Origin of the sequence: Pseudomonas putida (assembly GCF_005080685.1) — a bacterium.
Taxonomy (GTDB): domain Bacteria; phylum Pseudomonadota; class Gammaproteobacteria; order Pseudomonadales; family Pseudomonadaceae; genus Aquipseudomonas; species Aquipseudomonas putida_V.
Map to the genome: position 1 here is coordinate 4,557,900 of NZ_CP039371.1, position 15,150 is coordinate 4,573,049.

The 15,150-nt window shown below is 62.0% G+C and carries 15 protein-coding genes; 2 read left to right on the forward strand and 13 right to left on the reverse strand.

The window, feature by feature from the left end; translation table 11 throughout:
• Window positions 1-22: 22 nt before the first annotated feature.
• The 4 genes from E6B08_RS21035 to sdhC are packed head-to-tail and all read right to left on the reverse strand — an operon-like array spanning window position 23 to window position 3,263.
• A complete protein-coding gene (locus E6B08_RS21035) occupies window positions 23-727 on the reverse strand; it encodes a succinate dehydrogenase iron-sulfur subunit (protein ID WP_133331444.1) in 705 nt (234 codons plus the stop codon).
• Between the two features lie 11 nt (window positions 728-738).
• Window positions 739-2,511 (reverse strand): succinate dehydrogenase flavoprotein subunit, encoded by a 1,773-nt coding sequence (gene sdhA / locus E6B08_RS21040; protein WP_136915783.1) that lies wholly within the window; start codon window positions 2,509-2,511, stop codon window positions 739-741.
• 3 nt (window positions 2,512-2,514) lie between these two features.
• Window positions 2,515-2,883: a succinate dehydrogenase, hydrophobic membrane anchor protein gene (sdhD, locus tag E6B08_RS21045; RefSeq protein ID WP_027921320.1), complete on the reverse strand. Its 369-nt coding sequence runs from the start codon at window positions 2,881-2,883 to the stop codon at window positions 2,515-2,517.
• The gene (sdhC, locus tag E6B08_RS21050) at window positions 2,877-3,263 is read right to left on the reverse strand and encodes a succinate dehydrogenase, cytochrome b556 subunit (RefSeq protein ID WP_012315350.1); all 387 of its coding nucleotides are present in this window, start codon (window positions 3,261-3,263) and stop codon (window positions 2,877-2,879) included. Before sdhC ends, sdhD begins: the two co-directional genes overlap by 7 nt.
• Window positions 3,264-3,615: 352 nt before the next feature.
• Between sdhC and gltA the strand changes: the two genes are divergently transcribed.
• Window positions 3,616-4,905 carry a citrate synthase gene (gene gltA, locus E6B08_RS21055; protein ID WP_136915784.1) on the forward strand — a complete coding sequence of 430 codons (1,290 nt, stop codon included), beginning with the start codon at window positions 3,616-3,618 and terminating at the stop codon, window positions 4,903-4,905.
• A gap of 180 nt (window positions 4,906-5,085) precedes the next feature.
• On the opposite strand, the gene E6B08_RS21065 is transcribed toward gltA, so the two are convergent.
• The 9 genes from E6B08_RS21065 to E6B08_RS21105 all read right to left on the reverse strand — a co-directional run bounded on the left by E6B08_RS21065 (window position 5,086) and on the right by E6B08_RS21105 (window position 12,137).
• Window positions 5,086-5,691: an START domain-containing protein gene (locus E6B08_RS21065; RefSeq protein WP_136917466.1), complete on the reverse strand. Its 606-nt coding sequence runs from the start codon at window positions 5,689-5,691 to the stop codon at window positions 5,086-5,088.
• A gap of 32 nt (window positions 5,692-5,723) precedes the next feature.
• Window positions 5,724-5,978, reverse strand: coding sequence for a YkgJ family cysteine cluster protein (locus E6B08_RS21070; protein ID WP_136915785.1), 255 nt, complete (start codon window positions 5,976-5,978; stop codon window positions 5,724-5,726).
• Window positions 5,979-6,110: 132 nt separating this feature from the next.
• The gene (locus E6B08_RS21075) at window positions 6,111-6,590 is read right to left on the reverse strand and encodes a hypothetical protein (protein ID WP_136915786.1); all 480 of its coding nucleotides are present in this window, start codon (window positions 6,588-6,590) and stop codon (window positions 6,111-6,113) included.
• A gap of 62 nt (window positions 6,591-6,652) precedes the next feature.
• On the reverse strand, window positions 6,653-8,095 hold the full coding sequence (locus E6B08_RS21080; protein ID WP_136915787.1) for a PLP-dependent aminotransferase family protein: 1,443 nt from the start codon (window positions 8,093-8,095) through the stop codon (window positions 6,653-6,655).
• A gap of 195 nt (window positions 8,096-8,290) precedes the next feature.
• Window positions 8,291-9,103 carry an OmpA family protein gene (locus E6B08_RS21085; protein WP_136915788.1) on the reverse strand — a complete coding sequence of 271 codons (813 nt, stop codon included), beginning with the start codon at window positions 9,101-9,103 and terminating at the stop codon, window positions 8,291-8,293.
• Window positions 9,100-9,453: a DUF4398 domain-containing protein gene (locus E6B08_RS21090; protein WP_136915789.1), complete on the reverse strand. Its 354-nt coding sequence runs from the start codon at window positions 9,451-9,453 to the stop codon at window positions 9,100-9,102. The genes E6B08_RS21085 and E6B08_RS21090 overlap by 4 nt, the downstream gene beginning before the upstream one ends.
• Window positions 9,454-9,462: 9 nt before the next feature.
• Window positions 9,463-10,284 (reverse strand): substrate-binding periplasmic protein, encoded by an 822-nt coding sequence (locus tag E6B08_RS21095; RefSeq protein WP_136915790.1) that lies wholly within the window; start codon window positions 10,282-10,284, stop codon window positions 9,463-9,465.
• Window positions 10,285-10,457: 173 nt separating this feature from the next.
• The gene (locus E6B08_RS21100; RefSeq protein ID WP_136915791.1) at window positions 10,458-11,387 is read right to left on the reverse strand and encodes an electron transfer flavoprotein subunit alpha/FixB family protein; all 930 of its coding nucleotides are present in this window, start codon (window positions 11,385-11,387) and stop codon (window positions 10,458-10,460) included.
• Window positions 11,388-12,137 (reverse strand): electron transfer flavoprotein subunit beta/FixA family protein, encoded by a 750-nt coding sequence (locus tag E6B08_RS21105; RefSeq protein ID WP_136915792.1) that lies wholly within the window; start codon window positions 12,135-12,137, stop codon window positions 11,388-11,390. It abuts the gene before it with no gap.
• A gap of 551 nt (window positions 12,138-12,688) precedes the next feature.
• On the opposite strand from E6B08_RS21105, the gene E6B08_RS21110 reads away from it, so the two are divergent.
• Window positions 12,689-14,371 (forward strand): electron transfer flavoprotein-ubiquinone oxidoreductase, encoded by a 1,683-nt coding sequence (locus E6B08_RS21110; protein WP_136915793.1) that lies wholly within the window; start codon window positions 12,689-12,691, stop codon window positions 14,369-14,371.
• Window positions 14,372-15,150: the final 779 nt, after the last annotated feature.

Below are 15,150 nucleotides of genomic sequence, written 5' to 3' on the forward strand. Positions count from 1 at the left end.
ACTGCAGGTACAACGCTTTGTATCAGGTGCCGCTTTGCAGCAGCATGTTACGTACGTGACCGATTGCCTTGGTCGGGTTCAGACCCTTCGGGCAAACGTTTACGCAGTTCATGATCCCGCGGCAGCGGAATACGCTGAACGGGTCATCCAGGGACGCCAGGCGCTCCTGGGTCTTGGTGTCACGGCTGTCGGCCAGGAAGCGATAGGCCTGCAGCAGCGCGGCGGGGCCCAGGAACTTATCCGGGTTCCACCAGAACGATGGGCAGGAGGTCGAGCAGCAAGCGCACAGGATGCACTCGTACAGGCCGTCCAGCTTGTCACGATCTTCTGGCGACTGCAGGCGCTCGATGGCCGGCGCCGGGGTGTCGTTCTGCAGGAACGGCTTCACCTTCTCGTACTGCTTGTAGAAGATGCTCATGTCGACGACCAGGTCACGAATGACCGGCAGGCCCGGCAGCGGACGCAGGACCAGCTTGTTGCCCTTGACCACACCCGACAGCGGGGTGATGCAGGCCAGGCCGTTCTTGCCGTTCATGTTCATGCCATCGGAACCGCAAACGCCTTCACGGCAGGAACGACGATACGAGAAACCTTCGTCCTTTTCCTTGATCAGCGCCAGTACATCGAGAACCATCAGGTCCTTGCCACCGGTATCGACGTCGAACGACTCCATCTTGGGCGCCGCGTCGGTGTCCGGGTTGTAACGATAAACTTCGACTTTCAACATAGCAGCCACCCTTAGTAAGTCCGGACTTTTGGTTCGAAGGCTGGAACAGTCTTCGGCGCAAAGTTGACGCCACGCTTGGCAACGCGCTTCTCACCCGGGTAGTACAGGGTGTGGCACAGCCAGTTCTCGTCGTCACGGTCTTCGAAGTCTTCACGGGCGTGCGCGCCGCGGGACTCTTTACGGGCTTCGGCCGCGATGGCGGTAGCTTCGGCGACTTCCAGCAGGTTCTGCAGCTCCAGCGCTTCGATACGCGCGGTGTTGAAGGCCTGGGACTTGTCGTTGATCTTGACGTTGGCGATGCGCTCACGCAGGCCAGCCAGCTGCTCGATACCCTTCTGCATGTATTCGCCGGTACGGAATACACCGAAGTAGTTCTGCATGCAGCTCTGCAGCTCGCGCTTGAGGCTGGCGACGTCTTCGCCAGTGGTACGCTCGTTGAGCTTGTTCAGGCGATTCAGGGCAACGTCGACGTCGGTGTCGCTGGCGTCGCGGTATTCCACGCCTTCGCTCAGCGCTTTTTCCAGATGCAGACCGGCAGCACGACCGAAGACCACCAGGTCGAGCAGCGAGTTGCCGCCCAGGCGGTTGGCACCGTGAACCGATACGCACGCCACTTCACCTACGGCGAACAGGCCTGGGATGATCTGATCCTTGCCTTCGGCGTCCATGGTGATGGCCTGGCCATGAATGTTGGTGGCAACGCCGCCCATCATGTAGTGGCAGGTCGGTACGACCGGTACCGGTGCGACCACCGGGTCGACGTGGGCAAAGGTCTTGGACAGCTCGCAGATACCTGGCAGGCGGCTGTGCAGCACCTCCTCGCCCAGGTGGTCCAGCTTCAGCAGTACGTGATCCTTGTTTGGGCCCACACCGTTGCCGGCGATGATTTCCTTGACCATGGAACGGGCGACTACGTCGCGGCCAGCCAGGTCCTTCGCGTTCGGCGCGTAACGCTCCATGAAGCGCTCGCCGTGGGCGTTGATCAGGTAGCCACCCTCACCGCGGCAGCCCTCGGTCACGAGAACGCCGGCGCCGGCGATACCGGTCGGGTGGAACTGCCACATCTCGATGTCCTGTACCGGAACGCCTGCACGCAGGGCCATGCCGATACCGTCACCGGTGTTGATCAGGGCGTTGGTGGTCGAGGCGTAGATACGGCCCGCACCGCCAGTGGCCAGCACGGTGGCCTTGGACTTGATGTACAGGGTTTCGCCGGTTTCGATGCAGATCGCGATCACACCGACGAACGCGCCGTCCTGGTTCTTCACCAGGTCAACGGCGTAGTACTCGTTGAGGAAGGTAGTACCGGCTTTTAGGTTGCCCTGGTACAGGGTGTGCAGCAGCGCGTGACCGGTACGGTCGGATGCCGCGCAGGTACGGGCAGCCTGGCCACCCTTGCCGAAGTCCTTGGACTGGCCACCGAACGGACGCTGGTAGATACGACCGGTTTCGGTACGCGAGAACGGCAGGCCCATGTGGTCCAGCTCGAAGACCGCAGCCGGGCCTTCCTGACACATGTACTCGATAGCGTCCTGGTCACCGATGTAGTCGGAACCCTTGACGGTATCGTACATGTGCCAGCGCCAATCGTCGTTCGGGTCGGCCGAAGCGATGGCGCAGGTGATGCCGCCCTGGGCGGATACGGTGTGCGAACGGGTCGGGAAGACCTTGGTGACCACGGCTGTCTTGTGACCGCCCTGGGCCAGCTGCAGCGCTGCGCGCATGCCGGCACCGCCGCCACCGATGATGATGGCGTCGAAGGAAATAGTAGGAATGCTAGCCATGGATCAGATACCCCAGAGAATCTGCACACCCCAGACGAAGTAAGCGAACATCGCAACGCCGCATACCGCCTGGAACAGGAAACGAATCGCAGTCGCCGACTTGCCGAACGACATCGGCGTCAGGTAGTCGGTGGCGATGGTCCACATGCCGACCCAGGCGTGGGCGCCCAGGGCAACGAGGGCCAGCAGACTGAAGATCCGCATCGCGTTGTTGGAGAACAGACCATGCCACTGGGTGTAGTCGATGCCGGGGTGGCAGACCACGTAGCCGATCAGGAAAATGAAGTAAGCCGCGAGAACGACCGCCGATACGCGCTGCGCCATCCAGTCATAGAGGCCCGAACGCGACAGGTTCGTGACATTGGTTACCATACCCAAACTCCCACCAGAACGATCAGCACCACGGAGATGACGATCACGATTTTCGAGCCCAGCTTGCCGCCTTCCAGCGTCTCACCGATACCCATGTCCATGATCAGGTGGCGTACACCTGCCACGAGGTGATAAAGCAGGGCGGACAGCAGGCCCCAGGTCACGAACTTGGCCAGCGGGCTGGTCAGACACGCCTTCACCTCACCGAAGCCTTCCTCGGAACCCAGCGACTTGCCCAGTGCATAAAGCATGATGGCAAGGCCCAGGAACAGGATGACGCCGGAGATACGGTGCAGAATGGACGTGTACGCAGTGACAGGAAGCTTGATGGTCCTTAGGTCTAGGTTTACAGGTCGTTGGCTTTTCACGGCTTTTTTCACACTGAAGAGCCCCTAGCGAATCAGGGCAAAGTTGTTGGTAAGTGTACTGGTCAGGTACCCACCACCCAGGGAACGGCGACCCCCAGCAGTTCGGGCTTGCAAGCCCCTGGCGGTCGGCTGCCGAGTATAGACAGTTAGGCTGCTTATGACAACGTGATGGGCTAGCCCAAATAGCGCATTGCCTTTAATGAACAAAAGGCGTAAACGGGCGAGAAATTCGTGAAAAATCAGGCCTGCGGGGCGGTTTCAACCAGCCTTTAGGCAAATTGACATTCGAATTTATCCCTCTATAGTGGTGCGGGCCCTGCGTGGGGGGTCTGTCTGATGATTTCAAGCATTAATAGGAGGCCACATGGCTGACAAAAAAGCGCAGTTGGTCATCGAGGGCGCTGCCCCCGTCGAGCTGCCCATTTTAACCGGCACCGTTGGTCCTGATGTAATCGACGTCCGCGGGTTGGGGGCCACTGGTCACTTCACCTTCGACCCAGGTTTCATGGCGACCGCCTCGTGCGAGTCGAAGATCACCTACATCGATGGCGACAAGGGCGTGCTGCTGCACCGCGGCTACCCGATCGAACAACTCGCCGAGAAATCGGACTACCTCGAAACCTGCTACCTGCTGCTCAACGGCGAACTGCCGAATGCCGAGCAGAAGGCCCAGTTCGTCAGCACCGTGAAAAACCACACCATGGTTCACGAGCAGCTGAAGTCCTTCTTCAATGGCTTCCGCCGCGACGCTCACCCGATGGCGGTGATGTGCGGCGTGGTCGGCGCCCTGTCGGCGTTCTATCACGACTCCCTGGACATCAATAACCCGCAACACCGCGAGATCTCCGCGGTGCGCCTGGTCGCCAAGATGCCGACCCTGGCCGCGATGGTTTACAAGTATTCCATGGGCCAGCCGATGATGTATCCGCGCAACGACCTGTCGTACGCGGAAAACTTCCTGCACATGATGTTCAACACCCCGTGCGAGATCAAACCGATCAGCCCGGTACTGGCCAAGGCAATGGACCGGATCTTCATCCTCCACGCCGACCACGAGCAGAACGCCTCCACCTCCACCGTGCGCCTGGCAGGCTCCTCGGGCGCCAACCCGTTCGCCTGTATCGCCGCCGGTATCGCCGCACTGTGGGGCCCGGCCCACGGCGGTGCGAACGAAGCCGTACTGACCATGCTCGATGAAATTGGCGATGTCTCCAACATCGACAAGTACATCGCCAAGGCCAAGGACAAGAACGACCCGTTCAAGCTGATGGGCTTCGGTCACCGCGTGTACAAGAACCGCGACCCGCGCGCCACCGTGATGAAGCAGACCTGCGACGAAGTCCTGGGCGAGCTGGGCATCAAGAACGACCCGCAGCTGGAACTGGCCATGCGCCTGGAAGAGATCGCCCTCACCGATCCTTACTTCATCGAGCGCTCGCTGTACCCGAACGTCGACTTCTACTCGGGGATCATCCTCAAGGCGATCGGCATTCCGACCAGCATGTTCACCGTGATCTTTGCCCTGGCGCGTACCGTAGGCTGGATCTCGCACTGGAAAGAAATGCTCTCCAGCCCGTACAAGATCGGCCGTCCGCGCCAGCTGTACACCGGCGAGCTGCAACGCGACATCGCCGAGCTGAAAGACCGCAAGTAAGCTCTTCGAGCCCAACGCAAAAAGGCTGCCCTCGGGCAGCCTTTTTTATTCGCACAGCCTGTACAGGCCTCTTCGCGGGCAAGCCCGCTCCCACTGGAGCCTCACAGGCTCCAGGGCTTGTGCCGTACCTGTGGGAGCGGGCTTGCCCGCGAAGAGGCCAGCACAGACACCCAATGAACCTCAGTTCTTCTCGGCCCGCTCGCGCAACCCTTTCAAGGTATTGAACGGCGAATCGACCACGAACTTGTTGGCCACCATTGCAGGCACGCTACCCCCTGGCTCCGTGTGCACCTGATAGGTCACCTCGGTGCTTTCACCCTTGGGCACCAGCTTCCAGAAGCCCTGCACCTTCGCCACCCGCACAAAGCCCTTTTCTTCCGGAATATAGGTCGGCTCTTCGACCAGAGTGCGGGTCAGGCTGCCGTCAGCCTCCTTGACGGTGGTGATATGCAGCACCGAATCGCGCGGCGTCACCGGCCATGGCGTGTTGAACCGGGTGTAGGTCCAGCTCTGGTCGCCTTCGTGCTTGAGCAGCTTCTGCGACTGGCATTCGTGTATCCAGGCACAGGCGCCCGCGACATCCTCCTGCAGCGCCAGGACCCTGGCCAGCGGCGCCTTGATCAGCGTCACACCGCGATAAGCCTTGTACTTGGAGCCCGCCACTTCACTGAGGGACACCTTGATGCCCTCCTCGTCCTTGGCCACCTGCCAGTCCTCGGCCCAGGCCACTGGCGCCAGCAGGACGCCGATGCCACACAGCAGTGCAATACGCTTGATCGATCTCATCATCTTTATCCTTGTTGTCGAAGAGCCAACCGTCACGCCGCCGTCACTTGCTCCAACCAACCGAGAATCCTGATCGCCTCGTCGCGGTCACTGCCGCATACCTCGGCATCGGCCTTGAAACCCCCGCACACCGCCGGACGCTCGGGCTTACCGAACAGGTCGCAGAGGTTTGCCGCAGTGAGGTGCAGGCAGCGCATCCCTGCCGGCTTGCCCTGGGGCATACGCGGCATGGCGGAGGTAATGGACGGCGCGATGCAGCAAGCACCGCAACCCTCACGACAATTCATGGCGCTTCACCAAGATCAGGACTCCCTGGAACAGAACGGGACGAACGTCCCTGGATAGTAACGGCTCAAACATATGTTTGAAATTGCCGTCCGGATGAAATCTGCCGTGACCCGGCAGTCAGTTGACCGGCGCTACTGGCGATACTCGAATTCGATCGCAGCCCCTTCCACGTCCCGGCGGCTGTCGTTGCGCAATTGAAGCTGCATTTCATTGCTGATGAGCCGACCGTTCAACTGGAAAGGGCTGTCGTCCACGACCGGCTTGCTGGGAAACATCGCAGGCAGCAAAGGTTTGCGGCGCACGACCTTGCCACCGACGTTCGGCTCGAGATCATTGACCATTTCCACCGGCAGACTGAGGTCGAGCTTGGGCTTGGGTAGCGGCTTGGCGACCGACTTGCTGATCGGCTTGGCTGCCGCCTTGCGCTGGGTGGCGGCGGGCTTTTTCGCCTGCTTGCGCACCGGCTGGGGCTTTTTCTGCGCCGCTTTCTGTACCGGCTTGGCCTTGGCCGCTGCTGGCTGGGCCGCAGGTTGCGCGGCCACGGCCGTACCACCTGACAGGCAGAGCGGCACAAGGCACATGGCTAGGGCAAAAGCGCGCAACAGATTCATGGTTACCGACGGGCAGGCTGGAAAAGTGCGTATGCTCTCCGTTCCGCGGCCCGCTGGCAAGCCTACAAAAGCGAACCTGTCGACTCCCTGCACAATTGCTGGGCCAACAGGCCAAGGGTGATCACCGCACGCTCGGCTTCCTTGTTCCACGGAATACCGCAGTTGAGGCGGATACAGTGGTTGAACTGCTCGGTGTTGCTGAAGATCAACCCCGGCGCGATGCTGATGCCCTGCTCCAGCGCCCGGACGTGCAGTTCCTGGGTATTGACCCGCCCCGGCAGGCTCACCCAGAGGATGAATCCGCCGGTAGGCCGGGTCATCTGCGTACCTTCGGGGAAATGCTGCTGCACCGCCAACTGGTAGGCACTGAGGTTCTTGCGGTACTCTTGGCGGATGTAGCGCAGGTGACGGTCGTAGCCGCCATTTTCCAGATAGGCCGCGACACCCATCTGGGTGACGCTGCACGCCGAATGAGTGGTGAACGTCTGCAGCCGCTGGATCTCGTCCTGATAGCGCCCCGCGACCATCCAGCCAACCCGCACGCCGGGTGACAAGGTCTTGGAGAAACTCGAGCAGTAGATGACCCGATCCAACCGATCGAAAGCCTTTAGCGCCTTGGTCTTGCCCTGCTCGAACATCAACTCGCCGTAGATATCGTCCTCGACGATCTGAATGTCGTAGTCCGAGGCCAGCCGCAGCAATTGCTTCTGCCGCTCTTCCGGCACGGTGCCGCCCAGCGGGTTGCTCAAGCGCGTGGTCAACACCAGCGCCTTGATCGACCACTGGTTGGCCGCCAGTTGCAGCGCCTCCAGGCTGATACCCGTGGAAGGGTCACTGGGAATCTCGATCACCTTCAGGCCGAGCAGATCGGCCAGTTGCAGCAAACCATAGTAGGTCGGCGACTCGGCAGCGATCAGGTCGCCTGGCCGCGTCAGCACTCGCAACGACATCTGCAGGGCATCGACGCAGCCATGGGTGACTACCACTTCACGGGGGTCGACCAGCACCCCGGCATCGCGCATGCGAATCGCGATCTGCCGACGCAGCGGCTCGAAGCCCGGGCTGAACATGTAGCTGAACGCTCGCGGGCTATGGAAACGGGTAACCTTTGCGATCTGCTGATGCAGCGCTCGCACAGGCAGGTAGTCGACATGCGGCACCGCCGCACCGAACGGAAACACGCCATCGCGCCGCGCCTCGGTGAGCACTTGCTGGATGATGCTCGCGCGAGTCACCAGCCCAGGCCGCTCGACGCGGGCGATGTCCGGGGTTTGCGCGGTCAGGGCCGGGGTCTGGTGCACGTAGTAGCCCGACTGCGGGCGCGCGCGGATCAGCCCCTGGTCCTCCAGGTTGGCATAGGCTTGCAGCACCGTAGCGTGGCTGACGTTGAGCTGGGCGCTCATCTTGCGCACCGAGGGCACTCGCTCGCCGGGCTGGTAGACACCCCGACGGATGTCATCGGCCAGTTGCTGGGCGATACGCTGGTAGAGCAGCAGGTTGGTCATGGCGATATCTCGACGCGCAGACGGGCTCGTTGTTCTTGTGTGATTCACTGACGGCAGAGAATACCGTAACAGTTGCAAAGTGTACTGGCACAGATTGCAGAATAGCCAACCGTACAGTTACCAGGCAACGAACGAGACGAGTGACACGCCGAGGATCGGAGCAGGCCCTCTCGTGAGAAAGCCCACCCCATAGGGTCAACGCGCCGGGGCGAGCCTGCCCTTGTCATCGGAGAACACGATCTCCACCCGGCGATTCTGCGCCCTGCCCCGCTCCGAGGCATTGGCCTCGATCGGGTACTGGTCGCCATAGCCTTCGACCTGCAGGCGCTTCTCGTCTATGCCCAGGTCAACGAGCATGTCGGCCACGGCCTGGGCGCGGTCACGCGACAGCTTGAGGTTGTCTTCCGGCGCGCGGGTGCTGTCGGTGTAACCCTCGATGCGCACCACGCGACGCGGGTTGAGCTGGAGGAACTGAACCAACTTGAGCACGGTACGGCTGGCGGAGTTTCTCAAGTCGGCACGGCCTGTATCGAACAGCACATCACCCAGCGTCATCACCAGGCCACGGTCGGCCTGCTCGGAAGCCAGCGCGGCGATCTGCGACTCGACCCACTTGCCCTGCTGCTGCACGCTGGCCAGCTTGGCCTCGCGCAGGGCCAACTGCAGGCGCTGGCGTTCGAGGTCGAGCTTGGTCCGGCGCTCCTGGTTCAGCGCCAGCTTGGCGTGCTCGCTGGCGATCTCGCTATAACGCTGGCTCAGATAGGCGTAGTGGCGCACATCGGCGCCCGTGCCCACGTAGCTGGACAGGCGCTCGGCCCGACCCAGCGACTCACCCGCACGGATCACGTCACGTGGCGCGCTGCGCAGCACATCGGCATCGTCCTTGACCTTCTGGAAGCTGGCCGTGGCCTCATCCAGGGCCGCCTCGCTACGCTGGCTGGCGCAGCCTTGCAAGCCCGCCGTCAACGCCAGCAGCGTCAGCGCAACCATCGGCTTGATACCCATCATGGCTGCACCTCCAACTGCTTGCGCAGCCGCTTGACCCGCGATTGCAGCAGTTCAAGCTGTTCGTCGCTCTTCTGGTTGAGCACCTGCGCCTCGGCCAGGCGGGCATCCAGCTCGGCTTGCTCGGCACGCATGCGTGCGTCGCGATAGCTTTCACCGAGCATGTTGCTCTTGGCGCGGTCGAGCTTCTCGCTAGCCATCTTGAACGCCGGGTTTTCCTCAGTGGCGCCAACCGCCTTGGCCTGCTCCAGCGCTTGCTCGGCAATGCGCAGTTGTTCATTGGGCGCCGGGTCGTTGGCGCAGCCGGCGAGGCCGAACATGGCCGCGGCAAGGATCAGTGATTGGGTTCTCACACACGCTTCCTACTGTTTGGGGGCGTCCGGCGAAAGCTGCATCTGCGCCTTCCAGCGCTCGACGTTGCGCTGCAACACGGCTTCGGACGTACCGGAGATCGGCAATTCTGTCAGTTTTTTCGCCAGCTGCCCACGCAGCCAGCTGTCATTGCATGCCGAGTTATGCGAAACGGCCAAGTAAAGGCCCGGACGATCCACCGGCAGGCCACGGGCGATCAGGTCATTGCTCATGCCCAGGCTCTGGGTCATGGCCATGCCTGAATAGCGACCGGCCAACACATAGTCGACCTGGCCCAACACCAGTTTCTGGAAGGCCTGGGTCAGGTTCTGCGCCGCTACCAAGTGCAACTGGGCCCTGGCAAACGCATCGAAGGCCGGGGTCAGCCGCGCTCGTTCCGAGATACTGCCCTGGTAGCGCGCCAGATCGGCCGGGCCGTCGAACACCAGCTGTCCGTCATGACGGGTCCATACCAGATACTCGTTGAGCTGCAATGGCGGATGGATGTAGTCCAGTGCGGTCAGTTGCTCGACTTGCATGGGCGTATCGAGCAACAGATCGATACGACCGCTGCGGACTTCCTCAAGGGCCTGGTCGCGCTTGCCGGCATGCAGCACCTCGACCTTGATACCGAGCTCGCCGGCCACCTGGCGCAGCAGGTCGACGTTGGCCCCGATCAGGTGACGGGGGTCCTTGGGGTCTTGCCAGGAGTAAGGCGGTGCATCCGGGCTGCCGGTGGCGACCAGGCGCTCGCATTTGCCTGCCGCCATGGCCAGGGGCGACAGCAGCGCTGTCATGCATGCCAGCAGCCTGCCCGCTTTGGATAACACCATCCTTCACTCCTTGTTTTGTATTCACTGGCCTCATCGCCGGCAAGCCGACTCCTACCGGGTTGCGTCGAACCTGTAGGAGCCGGCTTGCCGGCGATGAGACCGGTGCGGATACCGCAAAAAAAACCCGGCCCTCATGACGAGGGCCGGGCTTCTTTATAAGTGAAGCAGACGGATCAGACCAGCTTTTCCAGCTCCGGCACGGCTTCGAACAGGTCGGCGACCAGTCCGTAGTCGGCCACCTGGAAGATCGGTGCCTCTTCGTCCTTGTTGATCGCAACGATCACTTTCGAGTCCTTCATGCCCGCCAGGTGCTGGATCGCGCCGGAGATACCGACGGCGATGTACAGCTGCGGGGCGACGATCTTGCCGGTCTGGCCGACCTGCATGTCGTTGGGCACGAAGCCTGCGTCGACTGCGGCGCGCGAGGCACCGACGGCAGCGCCGAGCTTGTCGGCCAGGCTGTACAGGTGGCTGAAGTTGTCGCCGTTGCCCATGCCGCGGCCGCCGGAGACGACGATCTTGGCAGCGGTCAGCTCTGGGCGGTCCGACTTGGCCAGCTCTTCGCCGACGAAGGCCGAGATACCGGCGTCGTGAGCAGCGCCGACCGCTTCGACGGCAGCCGAGCCACCTTCGGCGGCCACGGCGTCGAAGCCGGTGGTACGCACGGTGATGACCTTGACCGCAGCGCTCGATTGCACGGTGGCGATGGCGTTACCGGCATAGATCGGGCGCTTGAAGGTGTCGGCGGACTCGACCGAGATGATCTCGGAGATCTGGTCCACGTCCAGCAGCGCGGCAACGCGTGGCAGGATGTTCTTGCCATTGGTAGTGGCCGGGGCCAGCACGTGGCTGTAGCCCTTAGCCAGCTCGACGATCAGCGGCGCGACGTTTTCTGGCAGCACATGGGCGTAGGCCGCGTTATCGGCGACCAGCACCTTGGCCACGCCAGCGATCTTGGCAGCGGATTCGGCGACGCCGCCCACATTCTGGCCAGCGACCAGGACATGGATATCACCACCGATCTTGGCGGCAGCGGCGACGGTGTTCAGGGTGGCCGGGGCTACGGCACCGTTTTCGTATTCAGCGACAACCAGGATAGTCATTTAGATTACCTTCGCTTCGTTCTTCAGCTTCTCGACCAGTTCGGCCACCGACTTGACCTTGATGCCTGCGCTGCGAGCAGCCGGGGCTTCGACTTTCACGGTCTTGTTGGTGGAGGTCAGCGATACGCCCAGCGCGTCCGGAGTTACGGTCTCCAGCGGCTTCTTCTTGGCCTTCATGATGTTCGGCAGCGACGCGTAGCGTGGCTCGTTCAGGCGCAGGTCGGTGGTGACGATGGCTGGCAGGTTCAGCGAAACGGTCTGCAGGCCGCCATCGATTTCACGGGTGACGTTGAGTTTGTCGCCAGCGACCTCGACCTTGGAGGCGAAGGTGCCCTGGGCGTAGCCGGTCAGCGCGGCCAGCATCTGGCCGGTCTGGTTGTTGTCACTGTCGATGGCCTGCTTGCCGAGGATCACCAGCTGCGGCTGCTCTTTGTCGACGACGGCCTTGAGCGCCTTGGCCACGGCCAGGGAGTTCAGCTCGTCAGCGGCTTCGACCAGGACGGCACGGTCGGCACCCAGGGCCAGGGCGGTACGCAGTTGCTCCTGGGCCGCGGTCGGGCCGATGGTAACGACAACGATCTCGCTGGCCACGCCTTTCTCTTTCAGGCGTACGGCTTCTTCCACGGCGATTTCGCAGAAGGGGTTCATGGACATCTTGACGTTTGCAAGGTCGACGCCGGAGTTATCCGCCTTTACGCGAACCTTGACGTTGTAGTCGACCACTCGTTTGACAGCTACAAGAACCTTCATGGATTCCTCGTTACTCTCCGGTGAATAGAATGTCGCCTGGGGCCATGCCCTGGCGATGCGCGTGGGTACAAGGGCACCTCTAAAAACGAACCGGACGGAGCGAACTTCACGATGACCGAACAGTCTGCGTTCGACTGCTGCGGCAAAAACCCGCGAGTCATTTTCTGTCGTGGCGTGTAGACTCCACTACAAAATGCGTTCTGGCCCAAACAGCCTGCTCCACGCCTGGTCTTTAGGGGTACGCCTGCGCCCGACGATCAGCCTACGGCGAGCGTTAAACCGCTCGTATCTTGACCGTAACACCCCATCCGGTCAATACGGCAAATCGGTCACCCTCTAGCCGCCTTCCTGTGATTTTACTGGCCTGCGGCAAATTCAAACAAACGTTTGTATTGGACCCGCCACGTGGTGTAGATATAATGCGCGCCAGGACAAAAACGGTGTAGTCCGTCTTTTTCGCAGCTACAGCCAGGCCCCGATGCAGGGCGCTGCCGCCAAGCGCGCATGACCGTCCAACACCCAATAAGACCAAAGCAACAGCACGAGCCTTGATGAGTAGGAGAGAACCAGTGGAACGCGAATACATGGAATTCGACGTGGTCATCGTCGGCGCCGGCCCGGCGGGCCTGTCCGCCGCCTGCCGCCTGAAGCAGAAGGCCGCCGAAGCCGGTAGCGAGATCAGCGTCTGCGTGGTCGAAAAAGGTTCGGAAGTGGGCGCACATATTCTCTCCGGCGCGGTGTTCGAGCCACGCGCCCTGAACGAATTGTTCCCCGACTGGAAAGAACTGGGCGCGCCGCTCAATACCGAGGTCAAGCGCGACGACATCTATGTGCTCAAGGATGCCGGCAGCTCGAGCAAAGTCCCCGACATGTTCGTGCCCAAGACCATGCACAACCAGGGCAACTACATCATCTCGCTGGGCAACCTGTGCCGCTGGCTGGCCCAGCAGGCCGAAAACCTCGGCGTCGAGATCTACCCGGGCTTCGCCGCCCAGGAAGCGCTGTTCGACGAGAACGGCGTGGTGCGCGGCATCGTCACCGGCGACCTGGGCGTCGACCGCGAAGGCAATCCCAAGGACGGCCTGTACACCCCCGGCATGGAACTGCGCGCCAAGTACACCCTGTTCGCCGAAGGCTGCCGTGGCCACATCGGCAAGCAACTGATCAAGCGCTTCGACCTCGACAACGAGTCGGACGTCCAGCACTACGGCATCGGCCTCAAGGAAATCTGGGAAATCGACCCGGCCAAGCATGAGCAAGGCCTGGTGGTGCACACCGCCGGCTGGCCGCTGGATGTGATGAGCGCCGAGAACACCGGCGGCTCGTTCCTCTATCACCTGGAAAACAACCAGGTGGTGGTCGGCCTGATCGTCGACCTGTCGTACTCCAACCCTTACCTGTCGCCATTCGATGAGTTCCAGCGCCTCAAGCACCACCCGGTGATGAGCCAGTACCTCGAAGGCGGCAAGCGCATCAGCTACGGCGCCCGCGCCATCTGCAAGGGTGGCCTGAACTCGCTGCCGAAGATGGTCTTCAACGGTGGCGCGCTGATCGGCTGCGACCTCGGCACCCTGAACTTCTCCAAGATCAAGGGCAGCCACACCGCGATGAAATCCGGCATGCTCGCCGCCGACGCCGTGGCCGACGCCCTGATCGCCGGCAGCGAGGGTGGCGACCTGCTCAATGGCTACGTCAGTGCCTTCAAGGCCAGCTGGTTGTACGAAGAGCTGTTCGCCAGCCGCAACTTCGGCCCGGCGCTGCACAAGTTCGGTCCACTGCTGGGCGGTGCGTTCAACTACGTCGACCAGAACTGGTTCGGTGGCAAGCTGCCGTTCACCCTGCACGACACCAAGCCGGACTATGCCTGCCTCAAGCTTGCGGCCGACTCGAAAAAGATCGACTACCCCAAGCCGGACGGCAAGCTCAGCTTCGACAAGCTCAGCTCGGTATTCCTCTCCAGCACCAACCATGAAGAGGAACAACCCTGCCACCTGAAGCTGACCGATCCGAACGTTCCGATCGCCACTAACCTGCCGCTGTACGACGAGCCGGCCCAGCGCTACTGCCCGGCGGGCGTATACGAGGTGGTCAGCCAGGAAGACGGCAGCAAGCGCTTCCAGATCAACGCGCAGAACTGTGTGCACTGCAAGACCTGCGACATCAAGGACCCGGCCCAGAACATCACCTGGGTGACTCCTGAAGGCGCCGGCGGGCCGAACTACCCGAACATGTAAGGCTGGCGCTACTAAAAGCCCCCGTCTCGCGAGAGCTGGGGGCTTTTTCGTGGGCCATGGATTGTTGGGGAGCTGGCTTGGCATTTAGATCGTGAGCTGATCCATTGTGTGTAGCGGCGCTACTGGCCCCTTCCGCCTTTACGGCGGGCTCCTTTGTTCTTGGACAAAGGAGCGCAAAACCGCTCGCTCCTGCATCCGGCCCTCCGCTTCGCTACGGGTCCCCTCGCTACGGCGCCTTCCGGGCCCGCGCGGCCTACGACTTGCTCCGCAAGTCTACATCTCGCGCCTTCGGCTACGCCGAAGGGTGCTGCGCACCTGGCCCTACAGGCGCCTACGCTCGGCCTCCTGACGTCGCGAAGTTAGGGGCGGCGCCTGCAATGGCGTTATCTTCGAAAGAGACACCGCGCTATCCGCTACAACACAAAGCGATAGGTAAACCGCGAGAGCGCAGCGATTCGCCTGCCGTTGCTCTGGCTGTTGATCTTGCTCTGGCTGTTGATCTTGATCTTGATCTACCCGCGACCTCAGGAGGCCGAGCGTAGGCGGCTGGAGGGCCAGGTGCGCAGCACCCTCCGGCGTAGCCGGAGGCGCGAGACGTAGACTTGCGGAGCAAGTCGTAGGCCGCGCGGGCCCGCAAGCCGCCGGAGCGAGGGAACCCCGAAGCGCAGCGTAGGGGCCGTATGTGGGAGCAAGCGGTTTTGCGCTCCTTTGTCCAAGAACAAAGGAGCCCGCCGTAAAGGCGGAAGGGGCCGGTAGCGCCGCTACACCTCTCGGACCAA

Coding starts and splice junctions, on each gene's coding strand:
- sdhA (WP_136915783.1), bottom strand. CDS start 2,511: ATGGCTAGCATTCCTACTATTTCCTTCGACGCCATCATCATCGGTGGC.
- E6B08_RS21035 (WP_133331444.1), bottom strand. CDS start 727: ATGTTGAAAGTCGAAGTTTATCGTTACAACCCGGACACCGACGCGGCG.
- E6B08_RS21070 (WP_136915785.1), bottom strand. CDS start 5,978: ATGAATTGTCGTGAGGGTTGCGGTGCTTGCTGCATCGCGCCGTCCATT.
- E6B08_RS21105 (WP_136915792.1), bottom strand. CDS start 12,137: ATGAAGGTTCTTGTAGCTGTCAAACGAGTGGTCGACTACAACGTCAAG.
- E6B08_RS21085 (WP_136915788.1), bottom strand. CDS start 9,103: ATGATGGGTATCAAGCCGATGGTTGCGCTGACGCTGCTGGCGTTGACG.
- gltA (WP_136915784.1), top strand. CDS start 3,616: ATGGCTGACAAAAAAGCGCAGTTGGTCATCGAGGGCGCTGCCCCCGTC.
- E6B08_RS21110 (WP_136915793.1), top strand. CDS start 12,689: ATGAGTAGGAGAGAACCAGTGGAACGCGAATACATGGAATTCGACGTG.
- E6B08_RS21095 (WP_136915790.1), bottom strand. CDS start 10,284: ATGGTGTTATCCAAAGCGGGCAGGCTGCTGGCATGCATGACAGCGCTG.
- E6B08_RS21075 (WP_136915786.1), bottom strand. CDS start 6,590: ATGAATCTGTTGCGCGCTTTTGCCCTAGCCATGTGCCTTGTGCCGCTC.
- sdhD (WP_027921320.1), bottom strand. CDS start 2,883: ATGGTAACCAATGTCACGAACCTGTCGCGTTCGGGCCTCTATGACTGG.
- E6B08_RS21080 (WP_136915787.1), bottom strand. CDS start 8,095: ATGACCAACCTGCTGCTCTACCAGCGTATCGCCCAGCAACTGGCCGAT.
- E6B08_RS21065 (WP_136917466.1), bottom strand. CDS start 5,691: ATGAGATCGATCAAGCGTATTGCACTGCTGTGTGGCATCGGCGTCCTG.
- E6B08_RS21100 (WP_136915791.1), bottom strand. CDS start 11,387: ATGACTATCCTGGTTGTCGCTGAATACGAAAACGGTGCCGTAGCCCCG.